This window comes from Mariprofundus ferrooxydans PV-1, assembly GCF_000153765.1.
GTDB lineage: Bacteria > Pseudomonadota > Zetaproteobacteria > Mariprofundales > Mariprofundaceae > Mariprofundus > Mariprofundus ferrooxydans.
In genome coordinates, this window is the sequence record NZ_DS022295.1 from 874045 (window position 1) to 895824 (window position 21780).

General features: G+C 54.6%; 20 protein-coding genes. 7 read left to right on the top strand and 13 right to left on the bottom strand.

Annotated features, from left to right (window positions below; translation table 11 throughout):
* Positions 1-52 precede the first annotated feature (52 nt).
* From SPV1_RS11030 to SPV1_RS11040, 3 genes are all read right to left on the bottom strand, one after another.
* Positions 53-2314, bottom strand: coding sequence for a nitric oxide reductase activation protein NorD (locus SPV1_RS11030; RefSeq protein WP_040881850.1), 2262 nt, complete (start codon positions 2312-2314; stop codon positions 53-55).
* A gap of 56 nt (positions 2315-2370) precedes the next feature.
* On the bottom strand, positions 2371-3177 hold the full coding sequence (locus SPV1_RS11035; protein WP_009851286.1) for a CbbQ/NirQ/NorQ/GpvN family protein: 807 nt from the start codon (positions 3175-3177) through the stop codon (positions 2371-2373).
* Between the two features lie 308 nt (positions 3178-3485).
* Complete coding sequence (locus tag SPV1_RS11040) at positions 3486-4898, bottom strand: ribulose-bisphosphate carboxylase (protein ID WP_009851287.1); 1413 nt, start codon at positions 4896-4898, stop codon at positions 3486-3488.
* A 172-nt stretch (positions 4899-5070) separates the two neighbouring features.
* Between SPV1_RS11040 and SPV1_RS11045 the strand changes: the two genes are divergently transcribed.
* Entirely contained in the window at positions 5071-5982 is a 912-nt protein-coding gene (locus tag SPV1_RS11045; RefSeq protein ID WP_040881851.1) for a LysR family transcriptional regulator, read from the top strand.
* 20 nt (positions 5983-6002) lie between these two features.
* Here the strand turns inward: SPV1_RS11045 and SPV1_RS11050 are convergent, their stop codons facing one another.
* The 4 genes from SPV1_RS11050 to SPV1_RS14380 all read right to left on the bottom strand — a co-directional run bounded on the left by SPV1_RS11050 (position 6003) and on the right by SPV1_RS14380 (position 9848).
* Complete coding sequence (locus SPV1_RS11050) at positions 6003-7655, bottom strand: Na/Pi cotransporter family protein (protein WP_231288421.1); 1653 nt, start codon at positions 7653-7655, stop codon at positions 6003-6005.
* Between the two features lie 67 nt (positions 7656-7722).
* Positions 7723-9324 carry a peptidoglycan-binding protein gene (locus tag SPV1_RS11055; protein ID WP_009851290.1) on the bottom strand — a complete coding sequence of 534 codons (1602 nt, stop codon included), beginning with the start codon at positions 9322-9324 and terminating at the stop codon, positions 7723-7725.
* Positions 9321-9662 carry a hypothetical protein gene (locus SPV1_RS11060; protein ID WP_009851291.1) on the bottom strand — a complete coding sequence of 114 codons (342 nt, stop codon included), beginning with the start codon at positions 9660-9662 and terminating at the stop codon, positions 9321-9323. Before SPV1_RS11060 ends, SPV1_RS11055 begins: the two co-directional genes overlap by 4 nt.
* 12 nt (positions 9663-9674) lie before the next feature.
* Positions 9675-9848, bottom strand: coding sequence for a hypothetical protein (locus SPV1_RS14380; RefSeq protein WP_155806669.1), 174 nt, complete (start codon positions 9846-9848; stop codon positions 9675-9677).
* Positions 9849-9889: 41 nt separating this feature from the next.
* On the opposite strand from SPV1_RS14380, the gene cmoA reads away from it, so the two are divergent.
* Together cmoA and cmoB are read left to right on the top strand one after the other, a co-directional pair.
* On the top strand, positions 9890-10600 hold the full coding sequence (gene cmoA / locus SPV1_RS11065; RefSeq protein ID WP_009851292.1) for a carboxy-S-adenosyl-L-methionine synthase CmoA: 711 nt from the start codon (positions 9890-9892) through the stop codon (positions 10598-10600).
* Positions 10601-10614: 14 nt separating this feature from the next.
* Entirely contained in the window at positions 10615-11595 is a 981-nt protein-coding gene (cmoB, locus tag SPV1_RS11070; protein WP_050754755.1) for a tRNA 5-methoxyuridine(34)/uridine 5-oxyacetic acid(34) synthase CmoB, read from the top strand.
* Positions 11596-11644: 49 nt separating this feature from the next.
* Here the strand turns inward: cmoB and SPV1_RS11075 are convergent, their stop codons facing one another.
* Together SPV1_RS11075 and SPV1_RS11080 are read right to left on the bottom strand one after the other, a co-directional pair.
* Positions 11645-12073 carry a nuclear transport factor 2 family protein gene (locus SPV1_RS11075; RefSeq protein WP_009851294.1) on the bottom strand — a complete coding sequence of 143 codons (429 nt, stop codon included), beginning with the start codon at positions 12071-12073 and terminating at the stop codon, positions 11645-11647.
* Between the two features lie 116 nt (positions 12074-12189).
* Entirely contained in the window at positions 12190-12939 is a 750-nt protein-coding gene (locus SPV1_RS11080) for a DsbA family protein (RefSeq protein WP_009851295.1), read from the bottom strand.
* Here SPV1_RS11080 and SPV1_RS11085 point away from each other — a divergent pair.
* Positions 12938-13402 carry a methyltransferase family protein gene (locus SPV1_RS11085; protein ID WP_009851296.1) on the top strand — a complete coding sequence of 155 codons (465 nt, stop codon included), beginning with the start codon at positions 12938-12940 and terminating at the stop codon, positions 13400-13402. The two genes, SPV1_RS11080 and SPV1_RS11085, sit on opposite strands and share 2 nt — an antisense overlap.
* A 92-nt stretch (positions 13403-13494) precedes the next feature.
* On the opposite strand, the gene SPV1_RS11090 is transcribed toward SPV1_RS11085, so the two are convergent.
* On the bottom strand, positions 13495-13860 hold the full coding sequence (locus SPV1_RS11090) for a c-type cytochrome (protein ID WP_009851297.1): 366 nt from the start codon (positions 13858-13860) through the stop codon (positions 13495-13497).
* A 214-nt stretch (positions 13861-14074) separates the two neighbouring features.
* Between SPV1_RS11090 and rsgA the strand changes: the two genes are divergently transcribed.
* On the top strand, positions 14075-15175 hold the full coding sequence (gene rsgA / locus SPV1_RS11095; protein ID WP_009851298.1) for a ribosome small subunit-dependent GTPase A: 1101 nt from the start codon (positions 14075-14077) through the stop codon (positions 15173-15175).
* A gap of 174 nt (positions 15176-15349) precedes the next feature.
* Here the strand turns inward: rsgA and SPV1_RS11100 are convergent, their stop codons facing one another.
* The 3 genes from SPV1_RS11100 to serA form a co-directional block, all read right to left on the bottom strand.
* The gene (locus SPV1_RS11100; RefSeq protein WP_009851299.1) at positions 15350-16639 is read right to left on the bottom strand and encodes an adenylosuccinate synthase; all 1290 of its coding nucleotides are present in this window, start codon (positions 16637-16639) and stop codon (positions 15350-15352) included.
* A gap of 113 nt (positions 16640-16752) precedes the next feature.
* Positions 16753-17709 (bottom strand): ATP phosphoribosyltransferase regulatory subunit, encoded by a 957-nt coding sequence (locus SPV1_RS11105; protein WP_009851300.1) that lies wholly within the window; start codon positions 17707-17709, stop codon positions 16753-16755.
* Complete coding sequence (serA, locus tag SPV1_RS11110; protein ID WP_009851301.1) at positions 17709-19298, bottom strand: phosphoglycerate dehydrogenase; 1590 nt, start codon at positions 19296-19298, stop codon at positions 17709-17711. Before serA ends, SPV1_RS11105 begins: the two co-directional genes overlap by 1 nt.
* 481 nt (positions 19299-19779) lie before the next feature.
* Between serA and rnd the strand changes: the two genes are divergently transcribed.
* Positions 19780-20976: a ribonuclease D gene (gene rnd / locus SPV1_RS11115; RefSeq protein ID WP_009851303.1), complete on the top strand. Its 1197-nt coding sequence runs from the start codon at positions 19780-19782 to the stop codon at positions 20974-20976.
* Positions 20973-21605, top strand: coding sequence for a hypothetical protein (locus SPV1_RS11120; RefSeq protein ID WP_009851304.1), 633 nt, complete (start codon positions 20973-20975; stop codon positions 21603-21605). The genes rnd and SPV1_RS11120 overlap by 4 nt, the downstream gene beginning before the upstream one ends.
* Positions 21606-21780: the final 175 nt, after the last annotated feature.

Sequence of the window (21780 nt, forward strand, 5' to 3'; positions counted from 1 at the left end):
TCGCTGGAACCAGTCCCCTCACCCGAATGGTAAGCCATTCGCCGCAATATGATTACTTGGTCAGCGAGATAAACAACTCAGGCAGGCGTTCCGGCAGACGATCCACGTGATCGATAATGGTATACTGCCGACCGAAAATATCGGCCACATACTCATCGGCCTTCGGATCGAGGTTGATGCAGTAACTGTAAATACCATCCCTATCCAGTTCATTCACCGCCTGTCTGGCATCGGCAATCAGCAGCTGCTCGTCATCCACATCAATATCGGAGGGCTCGCCGTCGGTAAGAATCAGCATCAGCTTCTTGTCTGCCTGCTGCGCTTTGAGGTAGTGAGCGGCATGGCGCATGGCCCCGCCCATACGGGTGGAGAAGCCCGCCTCCATCTCCGCCAGTCGTGATTTCACTTCATCACCCCAGCGCTCTGAAAAGCCCTTGATATGATAATAACGGACATCATGACGGGTATTAGAGTGGAAACCGGCAATAGCGAACGAATCCCCCACCTGCTCAATGGCCCACGACAGCAGCGATACCGCTTCCTGACTCAATTCCAGAATAGTCTGATCACAACCTGACGCTTTTTCGCTAAGCGATTGTGAAAGGTCGAGTAACAGCGTAACAGCCACATCTCGACCGTCAGTACGATGCGACATATTGATGCGCGGATCCGGTGCACACCCGCCCTTGAAATCGATCAGGGAGCGTATAGCCACATCCAGATCCAGCTCCGAGCCCTCTTCCTGATAGCGGATACGCACCTTGTCCTGAGGTTTGAGCATCTCAAGCATCTGTTTCAGACGCTTGGCAAGGCCCGCATGTTTGGCTAACAGGTTATCAATCTTCGTGGAATTACCACTGGGATGCATCGCCTCATAAACGCTGACCCAATCCGGGCGGTATTGCTGAGTATTGTAATCCCACTCATGATAGTGACGCGGTGGCAAACCCTTGAGCTCTTCCTCTTCCTGCACCTTGGGCTCTTTTTCGTACGACTCCTCTTCATCGCTATTCTCGATAAAAATCCACAAATGACGATTATCGTCCCGATAATCGACTTCCGTGTTTTCGAAATAGGTATTCGGCGAGGCATCGGTCTGCCTGCGGGTACGGGCAATGAAGGAGAGTGCAATCGAGGCGATGGCCGAACTGCTGGACTCACCCTTCTCCATTTCGGCAAAAAAGCGGCCGACAAACTCACGCACATCGGCATTTTCATAACTGTAATCGGGGTCCAGAATCGCTCTGGAAACCATAGCAAGGCGCAGGTTAATCAGGGATCTGTCCTGCAGCTGCAGGTCCGCCTCATTGGGGATCGGATGCAGGGCAAGAAACAGTTTGCGCAGGCCCGGGTAGCGTTGCATGGCCAGATACTCAACGCGCGAGTCCTCGAAGACTTCGACCGCAATGCGCTGGAACGGGCTCCAGTTATCCACGACCATCTTCTGGCTCCAGCGGCGATGCGCTGCCATATGGGCCAGTGATGCGCGGTAGCGATCAATCCCCGAGACACCATGCTGATCATCGTAGACATCAGGCAGACGGATACCGATCTCATCGAAATACGGCATCGGCTTACGCAATTCATCAAAGGCCAGCGAATATGGAATCAGGCGATCATGATCGCTCCACAGCGCCCGCATATAGCTGTCGAGTTTGCGCTCGTTATCTATCAGCAAGGTACCATGACGCTCGCGCTGCATCACTGCATGTGCGTCGGCTGATTGCAAAGTGAAATAATCTACCTGACGTTCAGGATGAGTATTGTAATAGGTAATGCCGTATTCAACCCAGTTACGAAAGCCTTCCAGCGATAGCGCACTCAACAGATGTGGTGCCTGTTTGAGCAGGTCAGGCAAGCCGGGACTCGGGAATGTGGTGTGATGCCCGTGAACGGAGCCGGAGGTGCGATCCATCATGTCACGGATCACTTCGACATACTGTTTGAATACATCATAGCTGTGCAAACGGCGTGCTACGGAGCCACTGGTCTGCAGAAACGGCACCATAGCCTTGAAATTGGTGTGCGTGGACATGTAGTGGGCAAACTCACGCAGATCAACCAGAGCCTCTTCACCAATCTGCGCAGCAACACCCGGAGCCTCTTCCAGATAAACCAGCAACGGCTCCGGCCCACGCCCCATCTTGCCCAGAAAACGTGCATTCTCGATATAGGCATTGACGCCCTCTTTGGAAAGCAGTGCCATGGCTTCTTTCATGCATTCATCGAAAATCCTGTCAACCTGAGCAAAATTACAGCCCAGCTTCTGCCAGTACATTTCAACATTCATGCTTCTTGCGATTGCTTCACTCATGGTTATCTCCGCGATCTGTATACAGAACCGGGCAAGCAACCCGGACCGACATCATCTTAAGAGAAAGTTGCATCGATAGCGTGATCCAGCGTATCACGAATATCCACATCATCCGTAATCGGTCGAACAAGTGCCATGCGGCAGGCAGCTTTTGCTTCCACACCGCCCTTGATCAGGGCTGCTGCATAAGTCAGCAAACGTGTCGAAATACCTTCATCCAGGCCATGACCTTTCAGATTACGAGCCGCACCACCAATCGTCACAAGCTTGGCTGCCAGCTCCGTATCAATACCGGTCTCTTTGGCAACAATAGAGGTTTCCACTTCCGGCAGCGGATAATCAAATTCAAAGGCGGCAAAACGCTGTTTGGTCGACTGTTTCAAATCTTTCATCAGGCTCTGATAACCGGGGTTATAGGAGATCACCAACTGGAAGTCGGCATGCGCTTCAATCAATTCACCCTTCTTATCCAAAGGCAATGTGCGACGATGATCGGTCAGCGGATGAATCACGACAGTGGTATCCTGACGCGCCTCAACCACCTCATCGAGATAGCAGATAGCGCCGATACGGGCCGCCGTGGTCAGAGGACCATCCAGCCAGCGCGTACCATTGGCATCGAGCAGATAACGACCAACCAGATCCGACGCAGTCATATCTTCGTTACAAGCCACAGTAATCAAAGGCTTGCCCAGCTTCCACGCCATATGCTCAACAAAACGGGATTTACCGCAGCCGGTCGGACCTTTTACCATAACCGGGAGACGCGCAGCATAGGCTGCCTCGTAGAGTTCCACTTCATCACCCTGCGGTTGATAGAATGGCTCTGCGTGTACTTTGTACTGCTCTTTATCGGTCGTCATTGTATTCCCTCCGGAAAAGATATGTGCTTATGCTAATCGCTACATAAAAAAATGCATGTTTATAAACGCTTATATAATTCATCAGCCCCGCTTATAAAAATGCCAGGGTATCCATAGATATATTTAAAAACCTGTGCAGGTGACGTGATCGCGCCCTTCCGGATAATTCGCCATGAAAATGGTTCTTCGCTGATCAGCGGGAAGAAAGGCCCTGCCCCCCGCTAGCAGTCTGCCGGAAACCCTCGATGAACTAAAAAAGGCCCCCACCGAAGTGGAGGCCTTTTTGTTGTCGCCTGTTTAGCCTGGACTTACTTATGTACGCCCAGTTTGTCGCGCCAGCCTGGGTAGAGCTTGTCTGCATCACCTGGGAAGGATTCAAATGCGCGGGCAAACTCACCGTGAGTCTTGGCGTATTCGATCGGATCTGTACCCGACTTCCAGCAGTCATAAGCCTGATCCAGCGATTTACCACCGGCAGCCGGGCTGTCGATGTGGCCGAAGGAGCCGCCGCCACAGGTATTGATGACGTTGCCGTGACCGAGGTTCTCAAAGAAGCCCGGCAGACGCAGTGCATTCATGCCACCTGAGATGATCGGAGCAGTCGGCTTCATGCCATACCACTTCTGGTTGAAGTAGTGACCCATGCACTCATCACGTTCCAGCATATATGCCAGCACGGTTTCCTTGCCATGACCTTCCATCTTGCCATAACCCATGGTACCTGTGTGGATACCGGAAGCACCCTGCAGACGGGCGAGCTTCATGTAGCACAGAGGATCCATACCCATAGGGGACTTGTAAGAAGTTACCGCACCGTGGCCGGCACGGTGGAAGTGCAGGAATGTATCAGGGAATGCACGACGTGCAGTCGTCACACCGGCAGGGCCGGTCACGAAGCCGTCGATCAGGAATGCAACATGCTTTTCGTTACCGTACTTGGCGAACTCGCTCAGGATATACTCACCACGGGCAACACACTCGCCGTGGTAATCGGCGGTAGCATTGGCGGAGAACAGCTTGGCCTGACCCGTTTCCTGCTGGGCACGATCCATGGCTTCTGCAACCTTGGGAATAACTACCTTCATCGGGCAGAACGGCTGATTAGCCTGCGGCTCATCGTTCTTGATGAAGTCGCCACCCAGCCAGAAATCAAGACATGCCTTGGCAAACGGCTCAGGACGCAGACCCAGTTTTGGCTTGATGATGGTACCAGAGATGTAGCCGCCATCCACTTCAGGGCGACCCAGTACTTTCCACAAGTCGGCAATGCCTGCACTTGGACCGTCAAACTTTCTGATCATGCACTCAGGCACCATGAAGTCGAGCATACGCAGACCTTCATGATCGCCCATGCCCTGGTTATTACCCAGTATCAGGGACCACATATGGGAAACATTGTAATGACCGTCGATCAGGTTCGGGTCGAACAGTTCAACAGGGTATGCGACCTTCATCAAACCGCCGCCTGTGACGCCTTCGTCACCAAATGCGGTCTCGTCGATGTCATAGACCAGTGCGTCAACACCACGAGTGAAATCATCGGTCGTGGATACCTCTACATTGGTACCGGTTGAGGACTCAGCCGCAATGTGCGCAGCTACTTCCAGAAAACCATAGCCCTTGGCCGGAATTAGTTTATAAGCAACAAGCAGATGCTTGCCGCCTGCGATCAGGTCTGCTTCGTTCAGACTAAGATCGGCGTAACGATTCGATTGGTCCATTAGAATGTACCCTCCAAGTTTAGTTTGTTACAAGGAAGCTTCCGCCCCCCACCTTCGCGGTCAGGCATCATATGCCTTTCACCCGACGATGGGAAGTCTATAAATAGCTTTCATAATGTAAAATCAATGGTTATGATTTTTGATATAAATAAATCTTATGCGGGTGGTTTTTATGCACATCTCACTCAAACAATTCAAAATCATCGAAGCCGTAGTCGACTATAACAGCTACACTGAAGCCGCCAAAGCACTGTACATGACCCAGCCGGCGGTTTCCATGCAGATCAAACAGATAGAGGGACAGCTCGGCCTGCAACTGTTTGAACGCAGTGGCAAACAGATCAAAGCCACCGAGGCCGGGAAGGAGTTGTTACACTACGCCCGCAATATCCGTCAGCAAATGGAAGAGGCCAAAACCGTACTGGAAGAGCTCAAGGGGTTGAAACGCGGCAAACTGCATCTGACCATGGCATCAACTGCCAGCTATTTTGCGCCGCGTTTACTCGCGGCATTTCACCATCAGTATCCCGGCGTCAAGGTCACACTGGATGTCACCAATCGTTCCGGCCTGCTTGATGCACTGGACAATAATACGACCGATATGGCCATTATGGGACGTCCTCCGGAGGGTCATGCGTTGACAGGCATCCCCTTTCTCGACAACCCGCTGGTGGTTATTGCATGGCCGGAGCACCCGCTGGCTTGCAGCGACTCCATTCCCCTCTCGGACGTGGCGGATGAATCTTTTATCGTCCGGGAGGCGGCCTCAGGCACCCGTATGGCCACCGAACGCTATTTTTCCGAGCATCGCCTGAGCCTGACGCCGGGCATGGAGATGAACCGTTCCGAGGCCATCAAGCAGGCGGTCATGGCTGAACTGGGACTGGGCATTGTATCGCTGCACACCATTGAGATGGAGCTCACCCTGAAGCGGCTGGTTATACTGAAGGTGGAGGATTTCCCCATCATGCGCCACTGGTATATCGTTCATCGCAACAACAAACGTTTTGCCGCTATCCAGAAGGTATTCAGGGATTTTGCCGTCAGTGAATCCCGCTCGCTACTGCAGTTTCCGGCCTATTGAGCGCCTGCCCCCCGACTGCTTTATGGCACCTCAACCTGCTGCGCATCCGGCAGTGGCTCACTCACCGGGTGAACAGCCTCGGAAAAGTCACGCAGGGCGGCCTGCCCCTTGATCGCATGTTTAACCAGTCGTTCTATCGTTTTCATCAACTCAATCAGGGTTACCATTTGACGCCCGCTTAACTGGCCTGATGCACCGGCACGCAGCAACAGTGACTTGCTTGTTTCATAATGTCTTTCCAGCATCTGCCTGTCTGAAATATCGCTCTCGGTTACGACCTTCGCCTTGTCGGTGTTCAACACCCCGATCGCAAACTTGCGCATATCGGCCAGTGCCAACGCCAGTTCATCGGATACCTCTGCCTCCTGGCTCTGCTGCTGATCGACTTCAGCAGCCAGTTCAGCCATTTCGACAAAATAGCGTGTAGCCGCCAGTGCCTTAGGCAGAGCCTCGGCGATATCTTCCGGCAGGTTGCCTCGTCGCAACTTGGATGTAAATTTACCCACTGCATTACTCAGATTATCCAGCACAAACCGGTCAGCGCTGATACGCGGGCTGAGGCTGCCCTCGGTATTGATCGCATCTTCTGCAACCTTGATACTGATTCGCTCAATCCGCTGCAGCTCGCGAACCAGCGCACCGTGCGCAAGCTCCGGTGTATCAATCAGTGTATCATCAAGAAATTGGGGCCGGCTCTCATCCTCTTCAGCTGCACGAAAACGGGTTTTAAGAAAACTGACCAGATGGTTGGTAAATGGCAGCATCAACAGTACGCCCAGCAGATTGAAAATGGTATGGAACAGGGCCAGGGATGTGGCAGCACCGCCATCAATGATCCATTTATGCTGTAACTGACCAACCAGAAACAGCAGCAATGGCAGAATAATCACTGCAACAACCGCTGTCGCGATATTGAAAATCACATGCGCTGCGGCCATACGTTTGGCATTCGGCGTAGCTCCGATCGCCGCCAGCACAGCCGTAGATGTTGTACCGACATTGGCGCCAATCACCATGCATGCAGCTGCCGGCAGTGCAATAACGCCGCTGGCGGCGGCCGTCAGTGTCATGGCAATCGAGGCACTGGAGGATTGCATCACCAGCGTCATCAGAAAGCCGACGCCGACAAATACAATCATACCAAGCAAGCCTCCCTCATCGAGCGCAGCCAGTGAAAATGCGCCTTCCAGACCGGAGAAACCCGCTTTCATCAGATCAATACCGAGAAAGAACAGACCGAAACCGGCGAGCACCTTGCCAATCGCAGCGTAACGGCCCTGCTTCATCAGCATCGTCATCAACATGCCGATGCCGATAGCCGGCAGCGCAAATATTTTAATCTCGACATGAAAACCGATGATGGCCACCAGCCAACCGGTCATCGTCGTTCCCAGATTGCTGCCATAGGTTACGCGCACGGCTTGCTTGAGTTTCATCAGGCCGGCATTAACAAAACCGATAGAAGCCACTGTCACGGCACTGGATGACTGCACCAGAGAGGTAATCAGTGCACCGGCAACAATGCCGCGCAGAGGCGTACTGGTCGAACGACTGAGTATCAGCTGCAATGATTTTCCGGCAGACTGCTTAAGACCATCGGTCATTAACTGCATTCCCAGCAGAAACAGCCCGACACCACCCGCCAATCCGGTAAATATCTGCCAACTCAACATAGCCTCCACTTCATCGATCTCATACCGCCACACAGATGGTAGCGCCTGATCGGCACGAATGCACCGCTTATTCTTGTTGTGCTGCCAGCAGGCGAGGCGCCCAATAATGGATACTTTGATAGAGTTTTAGCAGCGCCATTAACAGAGCAACCCAACCGGTAAGCAGGCCCTGCCTCAACAAGCCGACAAGGATATCGAGCAACTCGGCCAGACAACGGCAGGAGATGGCGAACATTGCTGAGCGTTTACGCAGCCGGCCTGCCATCGCGTTGGCAAGCTCTGAACTATCCGAGTGATCGAGCAGCAGTCTGAAATCAAAGTCCCGGTCGTGAATCATCAGCGAAGCGATCGGAGCCTCTGTATGGCCCGGCGCATAAAAGCGCATAACCGGTTGCGAGAAAAAACGGATGGATTCGTCCACTCCTCGAATGACCATCTGCATAGCCTCATAGGCGTTGATGATATAGTGATATGCCAGTCGTGCGATATTCCCCAGCCATGCCACAGCTCTGCCCGCCACCCTTTTAAGCATCGCTCTGAACCAGCGCCATGTACGCCGGATACCATCCCATATTCGGGAGCCGATCACATGCAACTGATTCCACACCTGCTGCATCAGAGCAGGCTTATCTGTTATCTCCTCCTCCAGACGGGAAAACAGAATCGCACTCTCCGTACCCGCTTCTGCATCGGCAGCATCGGCATGCAGGCTGGAGAACAGGGCAGGGTAAGTTCTCTTCACCAGCTTGACAGCCTTCAGCTCAGCCTGAAAGCGCGTCATGCCACTGTCGATCCAGTACTGCGTCAGCGCATTTCGCAATCTGGTTTTCTTCAGATCCAGTGCCCTGACGTCAGATACAATCACCTCACCACCTGCATATCCATCCGGTGTGATATCGTAACCGAGCAGCCACAACTCAATCTTGGCCATTCCCAGAACAAACGGTTTGATGCTGACTTTATCTACATACAGATCCGGTGGCTTGCTGAGCGCCAGCATAGACACCAATGCATCCTGATCAAAAAGCAGCTCCAACGTTTCCGGACACAGCTCCGGCTTGAGTGTGCCATTGTTCACACCCAGTAAGCTACATACTCCGACAAATCCATTCAGTGCAGCTTCAAGGCAGGCTCTCTCCGAGATGACCGATAGATGATCCCTCGCCAGCCCGAGCGCAAACAGGCGCAAGCCGACTGCGCGTACCAGCGCCGGGCAAGCCACATCGCCCGCGAACCAACGTTCCATATCTAAAGGCTGCTCGAAGCTGACCAGCTCCTGCAGCGCAGCCCATGTCTGCTCCCCCACCCAGCCATCAACAACGAATGATGCAACGCTCAATCGGGCATCCTGCTGAAATGCCGTAATCGCAGACATCAGTTGTGGTCCCAACGCTGCCCGACCACTGTCCCGCTCAAGATAACCCAGTAAAAAAAGCCTGTTGCGTATGGTCCTTAAGCGGGACCTGGAGTACTCACTGGCAGATTCGGGTCTGGTCGCAGGTAAAGGCGTGATAATATGATCCCGACTCGCCTGATCCATGGCTTCGGCCAACAAACCGTACTGCTCCAGCACCGGTTTCGACAGCAGCGGCGGCATGCGCTTGCGACCTGCTGCTATCGATCGACGAAAACTCTCCGGCCCGGCGGCCAGATTCACCTGCCCAGTCACTGTTTCGTGGTCAACCCTGCCATGCCGCCGAACAGGGACAGCAATCCATGACGTGTCTCAATACCCGCTTTCACCGCAGCGTCATGCACTCGCTGGATATGGTCGGGAAACGCCTTTTCAGGGATCAGGTTTACCGCGTCGCCATCACACATCATTTTGGTGACGGCCACCAGTTTAATCTTGCCGTTCGCCACTCCATGCTTCTTGATGTATGCCTCAAAATCGCCAAGCTGCCCTTCAGTGTTCACTTCAATGTCACCGACGTAAGTATGCACCTCCAGCGACGAGAGGTCCTCTAATGTATCATCCAGTTTCTTCAACGCGTCTTTCAGCGACATATTCTCCTCCTGTCAGGTGCGGGCGCTCCGGCGACAGACCGGGTGGGCAAACCTCTGAAGCATTCCCTCCCTGAAATATTCACTCTGGTTGGTATAGCCGATGGCATCACCGATTGCAACGTGAGCCGGGCTTCGTACGACGGCTGCATCGACTCTTACCACTGCACGCCAAACAAAAAACATCATGATGGTTTCCCGCTGGCCGGTTTTACTTCAGATTTGCCGCCATGAAGCACGATGCCATTTACACAGAAGCGATTCACGATCAGGGGTTCACCTTTGACGACAAGGTTGTTTCGGTCTTTGCCGATATGATCAGCCGCTCTGTCCCCGGCTATGCGCAAACATTGCAGATGGTCGAGCTGCTGGCGCACCGCTATGCACAGCAGGATTCAAACCTGTTCGATCTCGGCTGCTCGCTCGGTGCCGCCACCATGGCCTTAAGCCGGGGATCGGCCGGTCGTGCATGCCGTGTTATCGGCGTGGACAACTCCCCTGCCATGGTCAGCCGTTGTCGGCAGATGCTCTGCGACGAAGCTGTAGAGATTCGTTGTCAGGATATTCTCGATACCGAGATCGATAATGCATCGGTAGTTGTGCTGAATTTCGTGCTGCAGTTTATTGATGTGCAACAGCGGCAGATACTGCTGGAGCATATTCACCGGGGACTGCGCCCCGGCGGCATCCTGATTCTGTCGGAAAAGATCGCCTTTACCGATGCGGAGGAGAACAAACGCCAGATCGAACTGCATGAGGCATTCAAGCGCGCCCACGGCTACTCCGAGCTGGAGGTCAGCCGCAAACGCACGGCACTGGAAAACGTGCTGATTCCGGAAACGCTGACCACACATCATCAGCGCCTGGGTGATGCCGGCTTTTCTGCTGCATCCACCTGGTTTCAGTGTTTCAACTTTGCCTCGATTATCGCCTGGAAATGAGTATGCACAAACAGATAGAACCATTCGACGGGTTAGCGCAGTGGCTGCCCGCATCACCGCTGCAACCCCATAGCGATGCCATAGAGGAGGTTGTTACCCGCGCCTTCGCGCAGGCGGCACAACATGGCGATTATCCGCGCTGGCAGCAGGCGCTGACAGCACTGCCGGCCGTGATCCCCTCTCTGGTGGCGCTTGATAGCGACAGCGTATGCATCGGCCGTGCCTCAGACTGCACCGATGCCGAGCATGCGCAGCTACTCACCGCCCTGCGCACCTTCCATCCGTGGCGCAAGGGTCCGTTCGATTTTTTCGGCATTCACATTGATACCGAGTGGCGCTCGGACTGGAAATGGAATCGTCTGAAAGATGCCATTACTCCGCTGGACGGTCGTTGCGTACTCGATATCGGTTGCGGCTCGGGCTATCACTGCTGGCGCATACGCGGAGCCGGTGCCGCCTATGTGGCAGGCATTGACCCGACCATCCTGTTTCTGATGCAGTTTCGCGCCGCTCAGAACTATATCCGGGATAACGCCGTACAGTTCTGGCCGATCGGCATTGATGAGCTACCGCCTCAGATGGCCTGCTTCGATACGGTGTTCTCGATGGGCATCCTTTATCATCGTCGCTCGCCGCTCGATCACCTGCTGCAACTTAAAGGACTGCTGCGAGGTGGTGGCGAGCTGGTACTGGAAACACTGGTGGTGGAGGGCGATGAACAGAGATGCCTGATACCTGCCGGCCGGTACGCCAAGATGCGCAATACGTGGTTTCTGCCATCGGTAGCGATGCTGAAAATATGGCTCGGCCGCAGCGGCTTTACCAACATCCGGCAGGTGGATCTCAGCCCGACAACGACTAAAGAGCAGCGCTCCACCGACTGGATGCGTTTTGAATCACTGGCCGATTACCTCGACCCGACCGATCCGACCCGCACTGTTGAAGGCTACCCCGCCCCGCTGCGCGCGATTCTGACCGCAACCAGACAGGGCTAAAGATGCCTGAACCGGGAGATACTGACTCCCGCCGGGAATCAGCCTGTTCTTAACCGGCCGCTCTGGCCTTAAATACGTGTCCGGCAATCGTCAGTTTGTCGTTTTCAATACCCTTGAATACCGTAATGACTTCGCTGATCGTGCCATTTTCAAACACCAGCGTATAACCATAAATATAATAGTCGCCGCGATATCGGGGGTCCTTCTGCATGAAAGACTTACGCGCCTGCTTCAGGCTGCCGTAGCGCTCATGAAGAGCGGCAAGTGTATGTCGCCACCCGGTGCTGGAGTGATCCTTGAAAAACTCAGGACCATAGAGGGCGAGTACCGCATCCAGATTATTTGCCTTAAGCGCGTCGTGATATTGGCTAACAAGCTGATCTGCTTCCACCTGATTGGAGGCGTCATAGATGCTGCAACCGTTCACAAACAGAGGCAGTATAAAAAACAGGGCAATAAACAGACGCTTCAAAGGCATACCTCCGTGGAATCGATCAATAGTAAGCGGCACGGGCCCCGTGGCAACCGAATATCGCGTCATTCCCCTGCCCGTTTGACGACTACACCAGCCCGTGCGATGTCAAACCCGCACCATCAACCTCTCAAAATGGCAGCCTGCATCGTACCTGCATCACGATAGTCCACCGGCACGGCCATCAGGCCGCTATCGCGTCTGAGTATTAGCGATGGAAACCCGGTAACGCCCATCTTACGGGCCAGCTCTGTTTCGGCAGTCAGTTGAAGCCGGGTTTCCGGCGCATTCAGGTCATGGCGGAACCGCTCACCATCCAGCCCCAGAGCAAGCGCACAATCGATCAATACCGCAGCATCGGACGGGTTACGGGCATCGCGGTAATAGGCTTCGCCGATACGGCAGATCATCCCCTCCTCCGCTTGCACATCCTGCGCTCTGGCGGCAATGACAGCCCTGCAAGCAGGCCATGTGGAGCGTCTGGGCGTACACTGTTCCCAGAAATCATAGTTAAACAGTGTGCCGGGTACGACCTGCTCAATTCTACGCCAGTGTGCCCGTATGGTCTGCTGCATCGCGTCGGGCATCGGGGTATCGCTGTCCGGAGCCAGACCCCCGAGCAGGTAACGTACAGGGATACTCCCCGGCAGGAGGCTGCGCAACGCTTTCCATGCCGGCTGGAAGGCCCAGCACCAGCTGCACATCGGATCGTGAATATAATAGAGGCACACGCCGCTCTGCTTATCCACCGGTTTGCCGTCATTGATCATGGGCTGATAGTAGCATCTATCAGGATAAAGCAAATCCATCGCGCCAACACTTGCGCCGATGATCAGCCACAATATGATGACATAATGGCTTATATGTGGCATGTATAAAAAACTGAAACTGAAAATTCCGCCACCGGTCGTGGCACTGATCTGTGCGCTGCTGATCTGGAAGTTAGCTGATGTAGCACCCATCCCGGCTATCGATCAAGGCAGCCGCCGGACAATCGCGCTGATATTGTTCGCCATCGCCGCCTGCATCGATATTCAGGCGCTGTTCAGCTTTCGGGGTGCGCAGACGACGATCGATCCGCGCTATCCGCATAAAACCACAGCCATGGTTGCAACCGGCATCTATCGCTTTACACGTAATCCGATGTATCTGAGCCTGGTATGCTTGCTTACGGCGCTGACTCTCTGGCTTAATGCCTGCCCCGGGCTGATTATCATTGCCGGATTTATTTTCTATATCAATTATTTCCAGATTGCAGCGGAAGAACAGGCTCTGGAGAGCCTGTTCGGCGATGACTACCTGAATTACAAAGCCCGCGTCAGGCGCTGGCTCTGAACAGACTAGTTTAAAAATGCGTTGAAAAAACTGCTATTACGGAGCCGGGCATGCCCGGCCCCGTTTAAGTCAAGCCATGATCAAAAGCCGGATTACTTCAATCCCTTCAGGAAAGCGAACACCTCATCGGCTTTGGCGCCATCCACGTGCTGGGCCGGCATTTTTGTTTTCTTTCCGGCTGCTTTGGCGACACCTTTGGAATCCGACATCCACGCCTTTAATCTCGCTTCATCCCAGACGAAATCAGCATTCGCCAGATAAGTGCCATACTTGTAGTTTTCCAGCGAACCGGCCGGTCGACCCACGATTCCAAACAGGTTAGGCCCCATCTTGTTCTTGCCACCCTGCTCAAAGGTATGACATGCCTTACACTTGGCTTCCGCGCCAGCCGTTGCTTCGCTCACGGCAATGCCGCTAAACATCATGGCAGCTGCAGCTGCGAGTATCACTGTTTTCATTGGAACCTCCGTCTATCGTTTGGCCGACCGGTGAGCCGAGCCATATGCCCGTAATCATAATGCGGGTAGCTGAACTCAAGCTGAACGACACCACCGACACCGCCATGGCACCTATTATTTCCGGATACACCGGTTTTTTACCGATGTAGCTGCTTGTCTGGCCTCCACGGGGAACAGCTACTAGTGTTCATTCCACAGGGGTAATAAACAGAAGATGGCATTAGATGAGCTTGGTTTAGACAGCTGGTTTGACAATCATGTGCGCGAGCTCTGCGGCCCGGAGCAGAGCATTGCCCGCGTGGTGGCCATCGATCGGGGCCGCTACCTGGTCCATGACGGAAACAACGAATTATCGGCCGAGCTGTTGGGCAAGTTTTTTTATGCGGCTGAATCGGCGGCCAGATTCCCCTGTGTCGGCGACTGGGTCTGCCTGGAGCATCACGACTCCGAGCAATTTGCCAGCATCCACACCGTCCTGCCGAGAAAAACACTGCTCAAGCGGAAAACGGTCGGATATGACGAAGAGTTTCAGATGCTGGCATCCAATATTGATGTCGCGTTTATTGTCATGTCATGTCATTACGATTTCCACGTCAGCAAGCTGGAACGATTCCTGGTCATGATTCACGAAGCCCATATCGAACCGGTGCTGCTGTTTACCAAGAGCGATCTGATTACCCCCGAAGCACTGCAACTGTTGATTGACGATATCCGGGCTGCTGGTATCGATATCAAAATTCTGGCCCTGAGCAACATTACCGGCGAAGGCGTGGAGCAGGTTCGCAGGCTCATAGAGCCGCGGAAAACCTACTGCATGCTCGGCTCATCCGGTGTCGGTAAAAGCTCGCTGATGAACCGGCTCATCGGCAGCGACATCTTTGAAACGCAGACCGTCAGCACCTCAGGTCAAGGGCGCCATACCACCGTTAGACGTCACCTGATTCTGCTTGATCACGGCGGCATGCTGATTGATATGCCCGGCATGCGTGAGCTGGCCGTCGCCGAGGTCAGTGAAGGTATCGAGGGCAGCTTTGCAGATATTCTGGAGCTGGCAGCAACCTGTCGTTTCTCCGATTGCAGCCACAACAACGAGCCGGACTGCGCCATACAGGCGGCACTGGCCGATGGGAAGCTCAATGCCGATCACTACAGGAATTATTTAAAGATCCAGAAGGAGTCGCGCCATCACAAAAAGCAGACTGCTTTTGTAGCCAAGCGCAAGAAGCCTAAAAATGCCAGCCGGATCGCCCCGTCCAAAACCAGTCAGCGGAAACAGAAGAAGAATATTTGCGTGGATGAACACAAGGAATCATAAGCGCCCTCCCCACCATCGACATAGAGCGTTCATTCATAGCGCTTAAGGTCATCAATCAGGATAACTCCGGGTTTTACGACCAAGCCGATTTCTGCAGGGGTATTGACCCCCGCTAGCAATCTGCCGAACCCCGCATCTGTAAAGCCGGAATAAGCGGTGGAGCTGCGGCGAGCATTACAGGTGGATGATGTGCTTACGATCAGGGCCGGTAGAGAGCATTGTCACCGGGCAGTCGCACACTTCCTCAATACGCTTGAGCAACGCTCTGGCATTGGCCGGCAGCTGATCCATTGACGTAGCGCCAAAGGTGTTTTCCGACCAGCCGGGGAGCGTCTCATAAACCGGTTTAACGGCTCCCAGCTGCTTGCAGCAGGCAGGTACCGATTCCAGACGTTGACCGTCGAGTTCATATGCCACACACAGTTTGACCTCTTCGAGGCCGTCGAGCACATCCATCTTGGTGATCGCCAGCCCGGTCACACCGTTGATGCGTACAGCATGCTGTACAACAACGCCGTCAAACCAGCCGGTACGGCGCGGGCGACCCGTGGTCGAACCGAATTCGTTGCCCTTCTCCGCCATATGCTTGCCGGAAGGACAATCCATACCCTCTGCATTGTACAGCTCGGTCGGAAACGGACCTGCGCCAACACGGGTTGTATAGGCCTTGCAGATGCCGAGCACGGCATCCACCTGACCGGGACCGACACCGAGACCCGCCAGTGCTGCACCGGCAACGGTATTCGAGGAGGTGACAAACGGGTAAGTGCCGTGATCCACATCCAGCATCGAGCCCTGCGCGCCTTCGTAAAGAATACTGTCACCGGCCTTGATACGACGTTGCAGTATCAACGGCACATCGGCTGCCAGCGGCAGCAAACGTTCACGGGCCAGATCCAGCATCTCATCCACTTCCGCACGGGAGACAGGTGCAGCCTTCAGATATTCGACCAGCATGAAATTAACATATTCAAGGTTGGCATCAATGCGCTCATCCAGATCGTCCGAAGTCAGATCCACCAGGCGGATACCACGACGGGCAGTCTTGTCTTCATAACAGGGACCGATGCCCTTGCCGGTCGTGCCGATTTTGCCTTTACCTTTGGCCACTTCACGCGCGGCATCAAGGCTACGATGATACGGCAGGATCAACTGACAGCGCTCGGCAATCTTCAGCCGCTCGGGAACGGGAATGCCCGCTGCCAGCAGCATATCCATCTCTTCCACCAAACGCTTCGGATCCACGACCGTCCCGTTGCCGATCAGGCAGAGCGTATCCTCATGCAGGATACCGGACGGGATATGATTCAATACGGTCTTTTTGTCACCGAGCACCAGCGTATGGCCGGCATTCGGCCCGCCCTGAAAGCGCGCCACCACATCGACATCCGGTGCGAGCAGATCAACGATCTTGCCCTTGCCTTCATCGCCCCACTGGATTCCGATTGCTATAGTATTTGTCATATTAATCCCCAAACGTTTAAACCACGAAGAAGCAAGCAACGGCACTCCCGTTGCACGATAGAAAACCGGCTGTTCTGGGTTTCCTTTGCGTCCTCTGTGGTGAATATTCTACCTTAAACTGCGTCCAGCCATGCCCACAAGTCGCATGAAAAACCGGTGGCCGGCATATCGCGTCCATGCGCCGCCATCATCGCATCATAGCGACCGCCGTGCAGTAGCGCATGTGCAACACCTTCAGCATAACCGGCAAACAGGATGCCGCTATGATAGAGGAAGCGCGGCATCACGCCGGCATCGGCGTAAACATGTACATCCCCTTCCATGCGCTCGCCCACTTCTGCAACCAGCACCAGTAACTCATCCGCCGCACGCTCAAAATCGGCACCGAATGCCTGTCTGTTCGCCTCGATCCAGTTCCGGTCGGCCATGCCGCCCGTTAACTCCAGCAGTGCCTTGCGCACAGGCTCGCTCAGCGTCTCTTCCCGCATCGCATGCTTCAGATCATCGGGCGAACGCCGGTTGACCAGCGCCGTCCATTTGTCCAGTGGCATGGAGCTGCCTGCAACCAGCGCTTTTAACAGGCCGATATGGCCAACCTGCAACACCGGATTGGTGAAGCCTGCAGCCAGCATGCTGCGCGCGGCCAGATGCATCACTTCGGCATCCCCGTGCGCCCCGGCTATGCCCAGACACTCAATGCCGGTCTGCCACTGTTGACGAGAGCCGCCGCGCAGCTCCGGACGCGCCATCATGATCGTACCGGAATAACTAAGTTTAAGCACCTTTTCGCTGAGCAACCGCGTGGCGGCAATGCGTGCAATTTGCGGCGTCATATCCGAGCGCAATGCCAGAAGCCCGGCACCTGCCGGATCGGTAAATACAACGGTCTGATCGGCCAGAAAACGACCTGCGCCGGATTTTAACGCATCCGGACGCTCCACAATCGGCGGAATCACCTCTTCATAATCGGCTTCGGCAAACAGATCCAGCAGGCGTCTCTGCAGCTCACGCAACTCACGCGCTCGCGCACCAAAAGCGTCATCCAGACCAATAATCGGGCGTGCAGTCATCAGATATCCCCCAGACCGGCAAATCGAACCATCAGTACATTCGGCAATTTGGCAAGCTCAGCCAGTACCGTTTCATCCGGCGCCGTATCTACCTGAATCAGGGCCACTGCATTGCTGGTATCCTCGCGACGCCCCAGCCGGAAATCACCGATGTTGATATTGGCCGCTGCCAGAATTGCACCAATTGCAGCAATGACGCCCGGCCTGTCCTCATTCTGCAGGAAGATCAGATTACCGGCCGGCGCAACCTCGACATCACAGGTATCAAAACTGACCAGACGCGCCCGCTTCTCATCGAACAGCGTACCGGAAACGCAGCGCATTCCCTCATCACCTTCCACCTGCAAACGGATCAGTGTAGCAAAATTGTCAGCATTTTCACGGGCGGACTCCACCAGTTCGATACCGCGCTCGCGCGCCAGCATACCGGCATTGACCGCATTAACCTCTTCCATGCTCTGCGACAACAAGCCCTGCAGCATGGCATTGATCAGCGGCTTGCGATTGATCGATGCGGCATGCCCTTCCAGATGCACGGTCATGCGTGAATAGCCCGGTCGCATGGTCTGACCGAGGAAACTGCCCATACGCTCAGCCAGCAGCAGATACGGAGCCAGCAGGCGCTGCTCCTCAACCGACAGCGACGGCACATTAACCGCATTGGTCACCACGCCGGTAAGCAGGTAGGCGCTCATCTGCTCGGCAATCTGTACCGCTACATTCTCCTGCGCCTCATCGGTTGATGCGCCGATATGCGGTGTAAAACTGACATTATCCAGCTCGAACAGCGGATTTTCCCGCGCCGGCTCCTGCTCATACACATCCAGTGCCGCTGCCCTCAAATGGCCGGACTTGCAGGCATCATAAAGCGCTTTCTCATCGATAATACCGCCACGGGCACAGTTCACCACGATCGAACCGGGTGTCATGGCAGCCAGAATATCGGCATCAATCAGGTTACGCGTGGCAGGCAACAACGGCACGTGAATAGTCAGCACATCCACAAGTGCGGCAAGCTCCGCCACGGTCGCCACCTTGGTCACGCCCATCGCTGCCGCTCGCTCATCGGAGATAAACGGATCGTAAACGTGGACTGACATATGCAAACCCTTCAACCGGTCACAGACAATCGCGCCGATATTGCCGGCGCCGATGACGCCCGCCTTCTTGCCGGTCAGCTCCATACCCATGAATCGGTTCTTTTCCCAGAGCCCTGCCCGTGTCGAGGCGGAGGCCTGAGGAATCATGCGGGCTGCAGCCACAATATGCGCCACCGCCAGTTCGGCCGTGGTGATCGTGTTACCGAACGGCGTATTCATTACCACCGTGCCGCGACGTGAACAGGTTTCGACATCGACATTATCCACACCGATGCCGGCCCGACCGATCACCTTGACCCGTTTGGCTGCATCCAGCAGCGGCCCTTTCAGCGTGGTCGATGAGCGTACGGCAATACCGTCGTAATCAGCAGCAATGGCCAGCTTCTCCTCATCGGACAATCCGGGCCGGTAATCCACCTCAATGCCGTGTGCCTTGAACACCTCAATGGCGCGCCCACTCATCTTATCTGCAATCCAAACCTTGGGCATCACACCCCCCTTAACCAGAAAATATCAAACGCGGCTGAAACCGGAGACAGCCGGGCAACAAACCAGATACAGACTTGCCAGACTTGCACAGACGGATCTGCATTTGCACATAAAATCAGGCAGGCATTGGAAAAACAACTGGCCTGCACATTCTGCACCAGAGACAAAGGCGACACGCCTGATTTTAACAACAATGGCGGGAAAGTGCGACGTACGATGACGGATCATCGGGTGTGCCTGCGCAACATGACACGTTCAGGAGCTGCAGTGGAGCCGGGAGAGAGCAGGAACTGTTTAATCAAAAAGCGACTCCGAAAAAGAATTTGCACGCCTCTGCCGGAGTGCGTGGGCACTCTATAGGTGGTCTGCGATGGGTCAATGTTCAATAAACCGACCACACTGTTATGATGTTCGTCAATCTGTCAGCTGTCGTTGTTGATTTTCTCATGCACTCTTTGCATCAGATTGATAGTCTGGCGCCATGTCAACTACTCCTATTGAATTTATCAACACACCGGATCAACTCCGGCAAGCGGCAGCAACCATGGCGGAATGTCAGGTACTGTGCGTGGATACCGAATTTCATCGTGAATCCACCTTTTATCCGGAATTTGCACTACTGCAGATCTATGGCAACGGACAATGCTGGGTCATCGACCCGATCACGATCAAGGATCTGGCACCTGTCTGGGATATTATGCTCAATCCGGCCATTCTGAAGGTCTTCCATGCTGCCCGTCAGGATATTGAAATCATCTTCAACGAAGCAGGCGGCCTGCCGCTGCCGCTGTTTGATACCCAAGTCGCCGCAGCCCTGCTCGGCTATGGCCAGCAGGTCGGCTTCGGCAATCTGGTTCAGCGCATCACCAAAAAGCTGTTGCCCAAGGGTGAATCCTTTACCGACTGGAAAGCGCGTCCGTTAACAAAAAAACAGATGGCCTATGCGGCTGACGATGTCATATGGCTGATGCCGGTATTCCAACATCTGAAAGAGCGACTGGAGGCGGCAAAACGTACGCAGTGGCTGCAGGAGGAGCAGCAGACGCTCTGCTCGCCCGAGACCTATCAGCCGAACGATGCGGATGCCTTCTGGCGCGTTAAAGGCTTTAACCGTCTCAAGGGCCGGCATCTGGCGGTATTGCAGGAGATGGCGGCATGGCGGGAACGCAGCGCCCAGCAGAGGGATATCCCACGGCGGCGCATGATCGCCGACGAGCCGTTACTGGAGCTGGCACGCAGGGATCTGCTGGACATTGAAACCATGCAGCGTATCCGGGGCATCAATGCCGGTTTTATCAAACGCTTCGGTGATGAAATCATCGCCTGCTGGCAGCGTGGTATGGAGAGGACTGAAGAATCATGGCCATCGATGGAGGCGCGCAGAAGTAATACGCACGGCACCGATCTGCGTCTGGAGATGCTTGATACGCTGGTTCGCCTGAAGGCTGAAGAGGGTGAGATATCAGGCACCATTCTGGCCAGCAAATCGGACCTCTCCGCCCTGGCCTCCTGGGGTTACCGCTGCAAGGGGGAGCCCCCCGAGGTTGCCTGCCTGCATGGCTGGCGTTATGAGCTGGTCGGTCATGATCTGATCCGTTTGCTGCGCGGAGAAATCTGCCTGCACCTGAACAGTCAGACAGGGATGCCTGAAATCTCCCCCTATGAGCAGGCGCAGTGATCCGCTGCTACTCCGTTGATGCCCTGTCGGTCTCCGGCGACAAGGCCTGGCGTTTGCAGGATGACGAGAGCTGGCGTCCGTGCACCTATGGCGAAGCGTTGCAACCCCACGATGCCCGCATCACCGATAATGCAAAAGCTGAATACTGGGTAGGCCGGCGCCTGAAAAAAGACAAACAGGGCATGCTGATGCCTCAGCAAAAGGCCGGCAGATTCGATTTCCTGATGCGCGGCATCTTTGCCCATGCGGTTATCCATCACCTGCAGGAAACACCGCTGCCTGAGCGTAGCGACATGGAAGCATGCATCGCAGCCCAGACTCCGGGCACACCGTGGCTGCTCTATCTGGATCCGGATGCACGCTTCCGCTCTCTCGATAGCGAGCATGAACCTATCATCGGTAATCTTGATATTGCCGTGCGGGGTGAAATTGCCTCCAGCCCCGACTATGTCGGCCCGCAGGCCGTCACCAATGAGGTGCTGATGGACAATACGTGGCGCCAGTTCCTCGGCGGCTGGCTGGATCATCTGAAATCATCGAATATGAATGTCTTTGTACCGGATATTGAAAAGCTCAAGGAAGAGTCCGACTATCTCGACGCCATCCATCACTGGCAGCACGAGCACTAGTAAACACTTACGTCAAATAATTATCCTTGCGTGACAGATATTTGTTCATTCTTGTGCGTACAAGAACGAACCAAGAAAACGCCCCGAAAAGCAGCCTGCCCTATACGGGTTCCCGATCCTGCATACTCAAAATCGGCCACGGCTCCGCCACTCTTATCCGATTTTGAATATTGGT

Excerpts from the sequence above, each read along its gene's own strand:
- SPV1_RS11080 (WP_009851295.1), bottom strand. The coding sequence starts at position 12,939 with ATGCCACATATAAGCCATTATGTCATCATATTGTGGCTGATCATCGGC.
- cmoA (WP_009851292.1), top strand. The coding sequence starts at position 9,890 with ATGAAGCACGATGCCATTTACACAGAAGCGATTCACGATCAGGGGTTC.
- SPV1_RS11090 (WP_009851297.1), bottom strand. The coding sequence starts at position 13,860 with ATGAAAACAGTGATACTCGCAGCTGCAGCTGCCATGATGTTTAGCGGC.
- SPV1_RS11060 (WP_009851291.1), bottom strand. The coding sequence starts at position 9,662 with ATGTCGCTGAAAGACGCGTTGAAGAAACTGGATGATACATTAGAGGAC.
- SPV1_RS11050 (WP_231288421.1), bottom strand. The coding sequence starts at position 7,655 with ATGTTGAGTTGGCAGATATTTACCGGATTGGCGGGTGGTGTCGGGCTG.
- SPV1_RS11045 (WP_040881851.1), top strand. The coding sequence starts at position 5,071 with ATGCACATCTCACTCAAACAATTCAAAATCATCGAAGCCGTAGTCGAC.
- SPV1_RS11100 (WP_009851299.1), bottom strand. The coding sequence starts at position 16,639 with ATGACAAATACTATAGCAATCGGAATCCAGTGGGGCGATGAAGGCAAG.
- SPV1_RS11085 (WP_009851296.1), top strand. The coding sequence starts at position 12,938 with ATGTATAAAAAACTGAAACTGAAAATTCCGCCACCGGTCGTGGCACTG.
- SPV1_RS11035 (WP_009851286.1), bottom strand. The coding sequence starts at position 3,177 with ATGACGACCGATAAAGAGCAGTACAAAGTACACGCAGAGCCATTCTAT.
- rnd (WP_009851303.1), top strand. The coding sequence starts at position 19,780 with ATGTCAACTACTCCTATTGAATTTATCAACACACCGGATCAACTCCGG.
- SPV1_RS11030 (WP_040881850.1), bottom strand. The coding sequence starts at position 2,314 with ATGAGTGAAGCAATCGCAAGAAGCATGAATGTTGAAATGTACTGGCAG.
- SPV1_RS11105 (WP_009851300.1), bottom strand. The coding sequence starts at position 17,709 with ATGACTGCACGCCCGATTATTGGTCTGGATGACGCTTTTGGTGCGCGA.
- rsgA (WP_009851298.1), top strand. The coding sequence starts at position 14,075 with ATGGCATTAGATGAGCTTGGTTTAGACAGCTGGTTTGACAATCATGTG.
- serA (WP_009851301.1), bottom strand. The coding sequence starts at position 19,298 with ATGCCCAAGGTTTGGATTGCAGATAAGATGAGTGGGCGCGCCATTGAG.
- SPV1_RS14380 (WP_155806669.1), bottom strand. The coding sequence starts at position 9,848 with ATGATGTTTTTTGTTTGGCGTGCAGTGGTAAGAGTCGATGCAGCCGTC.
- SPV1_RS11075 (WP_009851294.1), bottom strand. The coding sequence starts at position 12,073 with ATGCCTTTGAAGCGTCTGTTTATTGCCCTGTTTTTTATACTGCCTCTG.
- SPV1_RS11040 (WP_009851287.1), bottom strand. The coding sequence starts at position 4,898 with ATGGACCAATCGAATCGTTACGCCGATCTTAGTCTGAACGAAGCAGAC.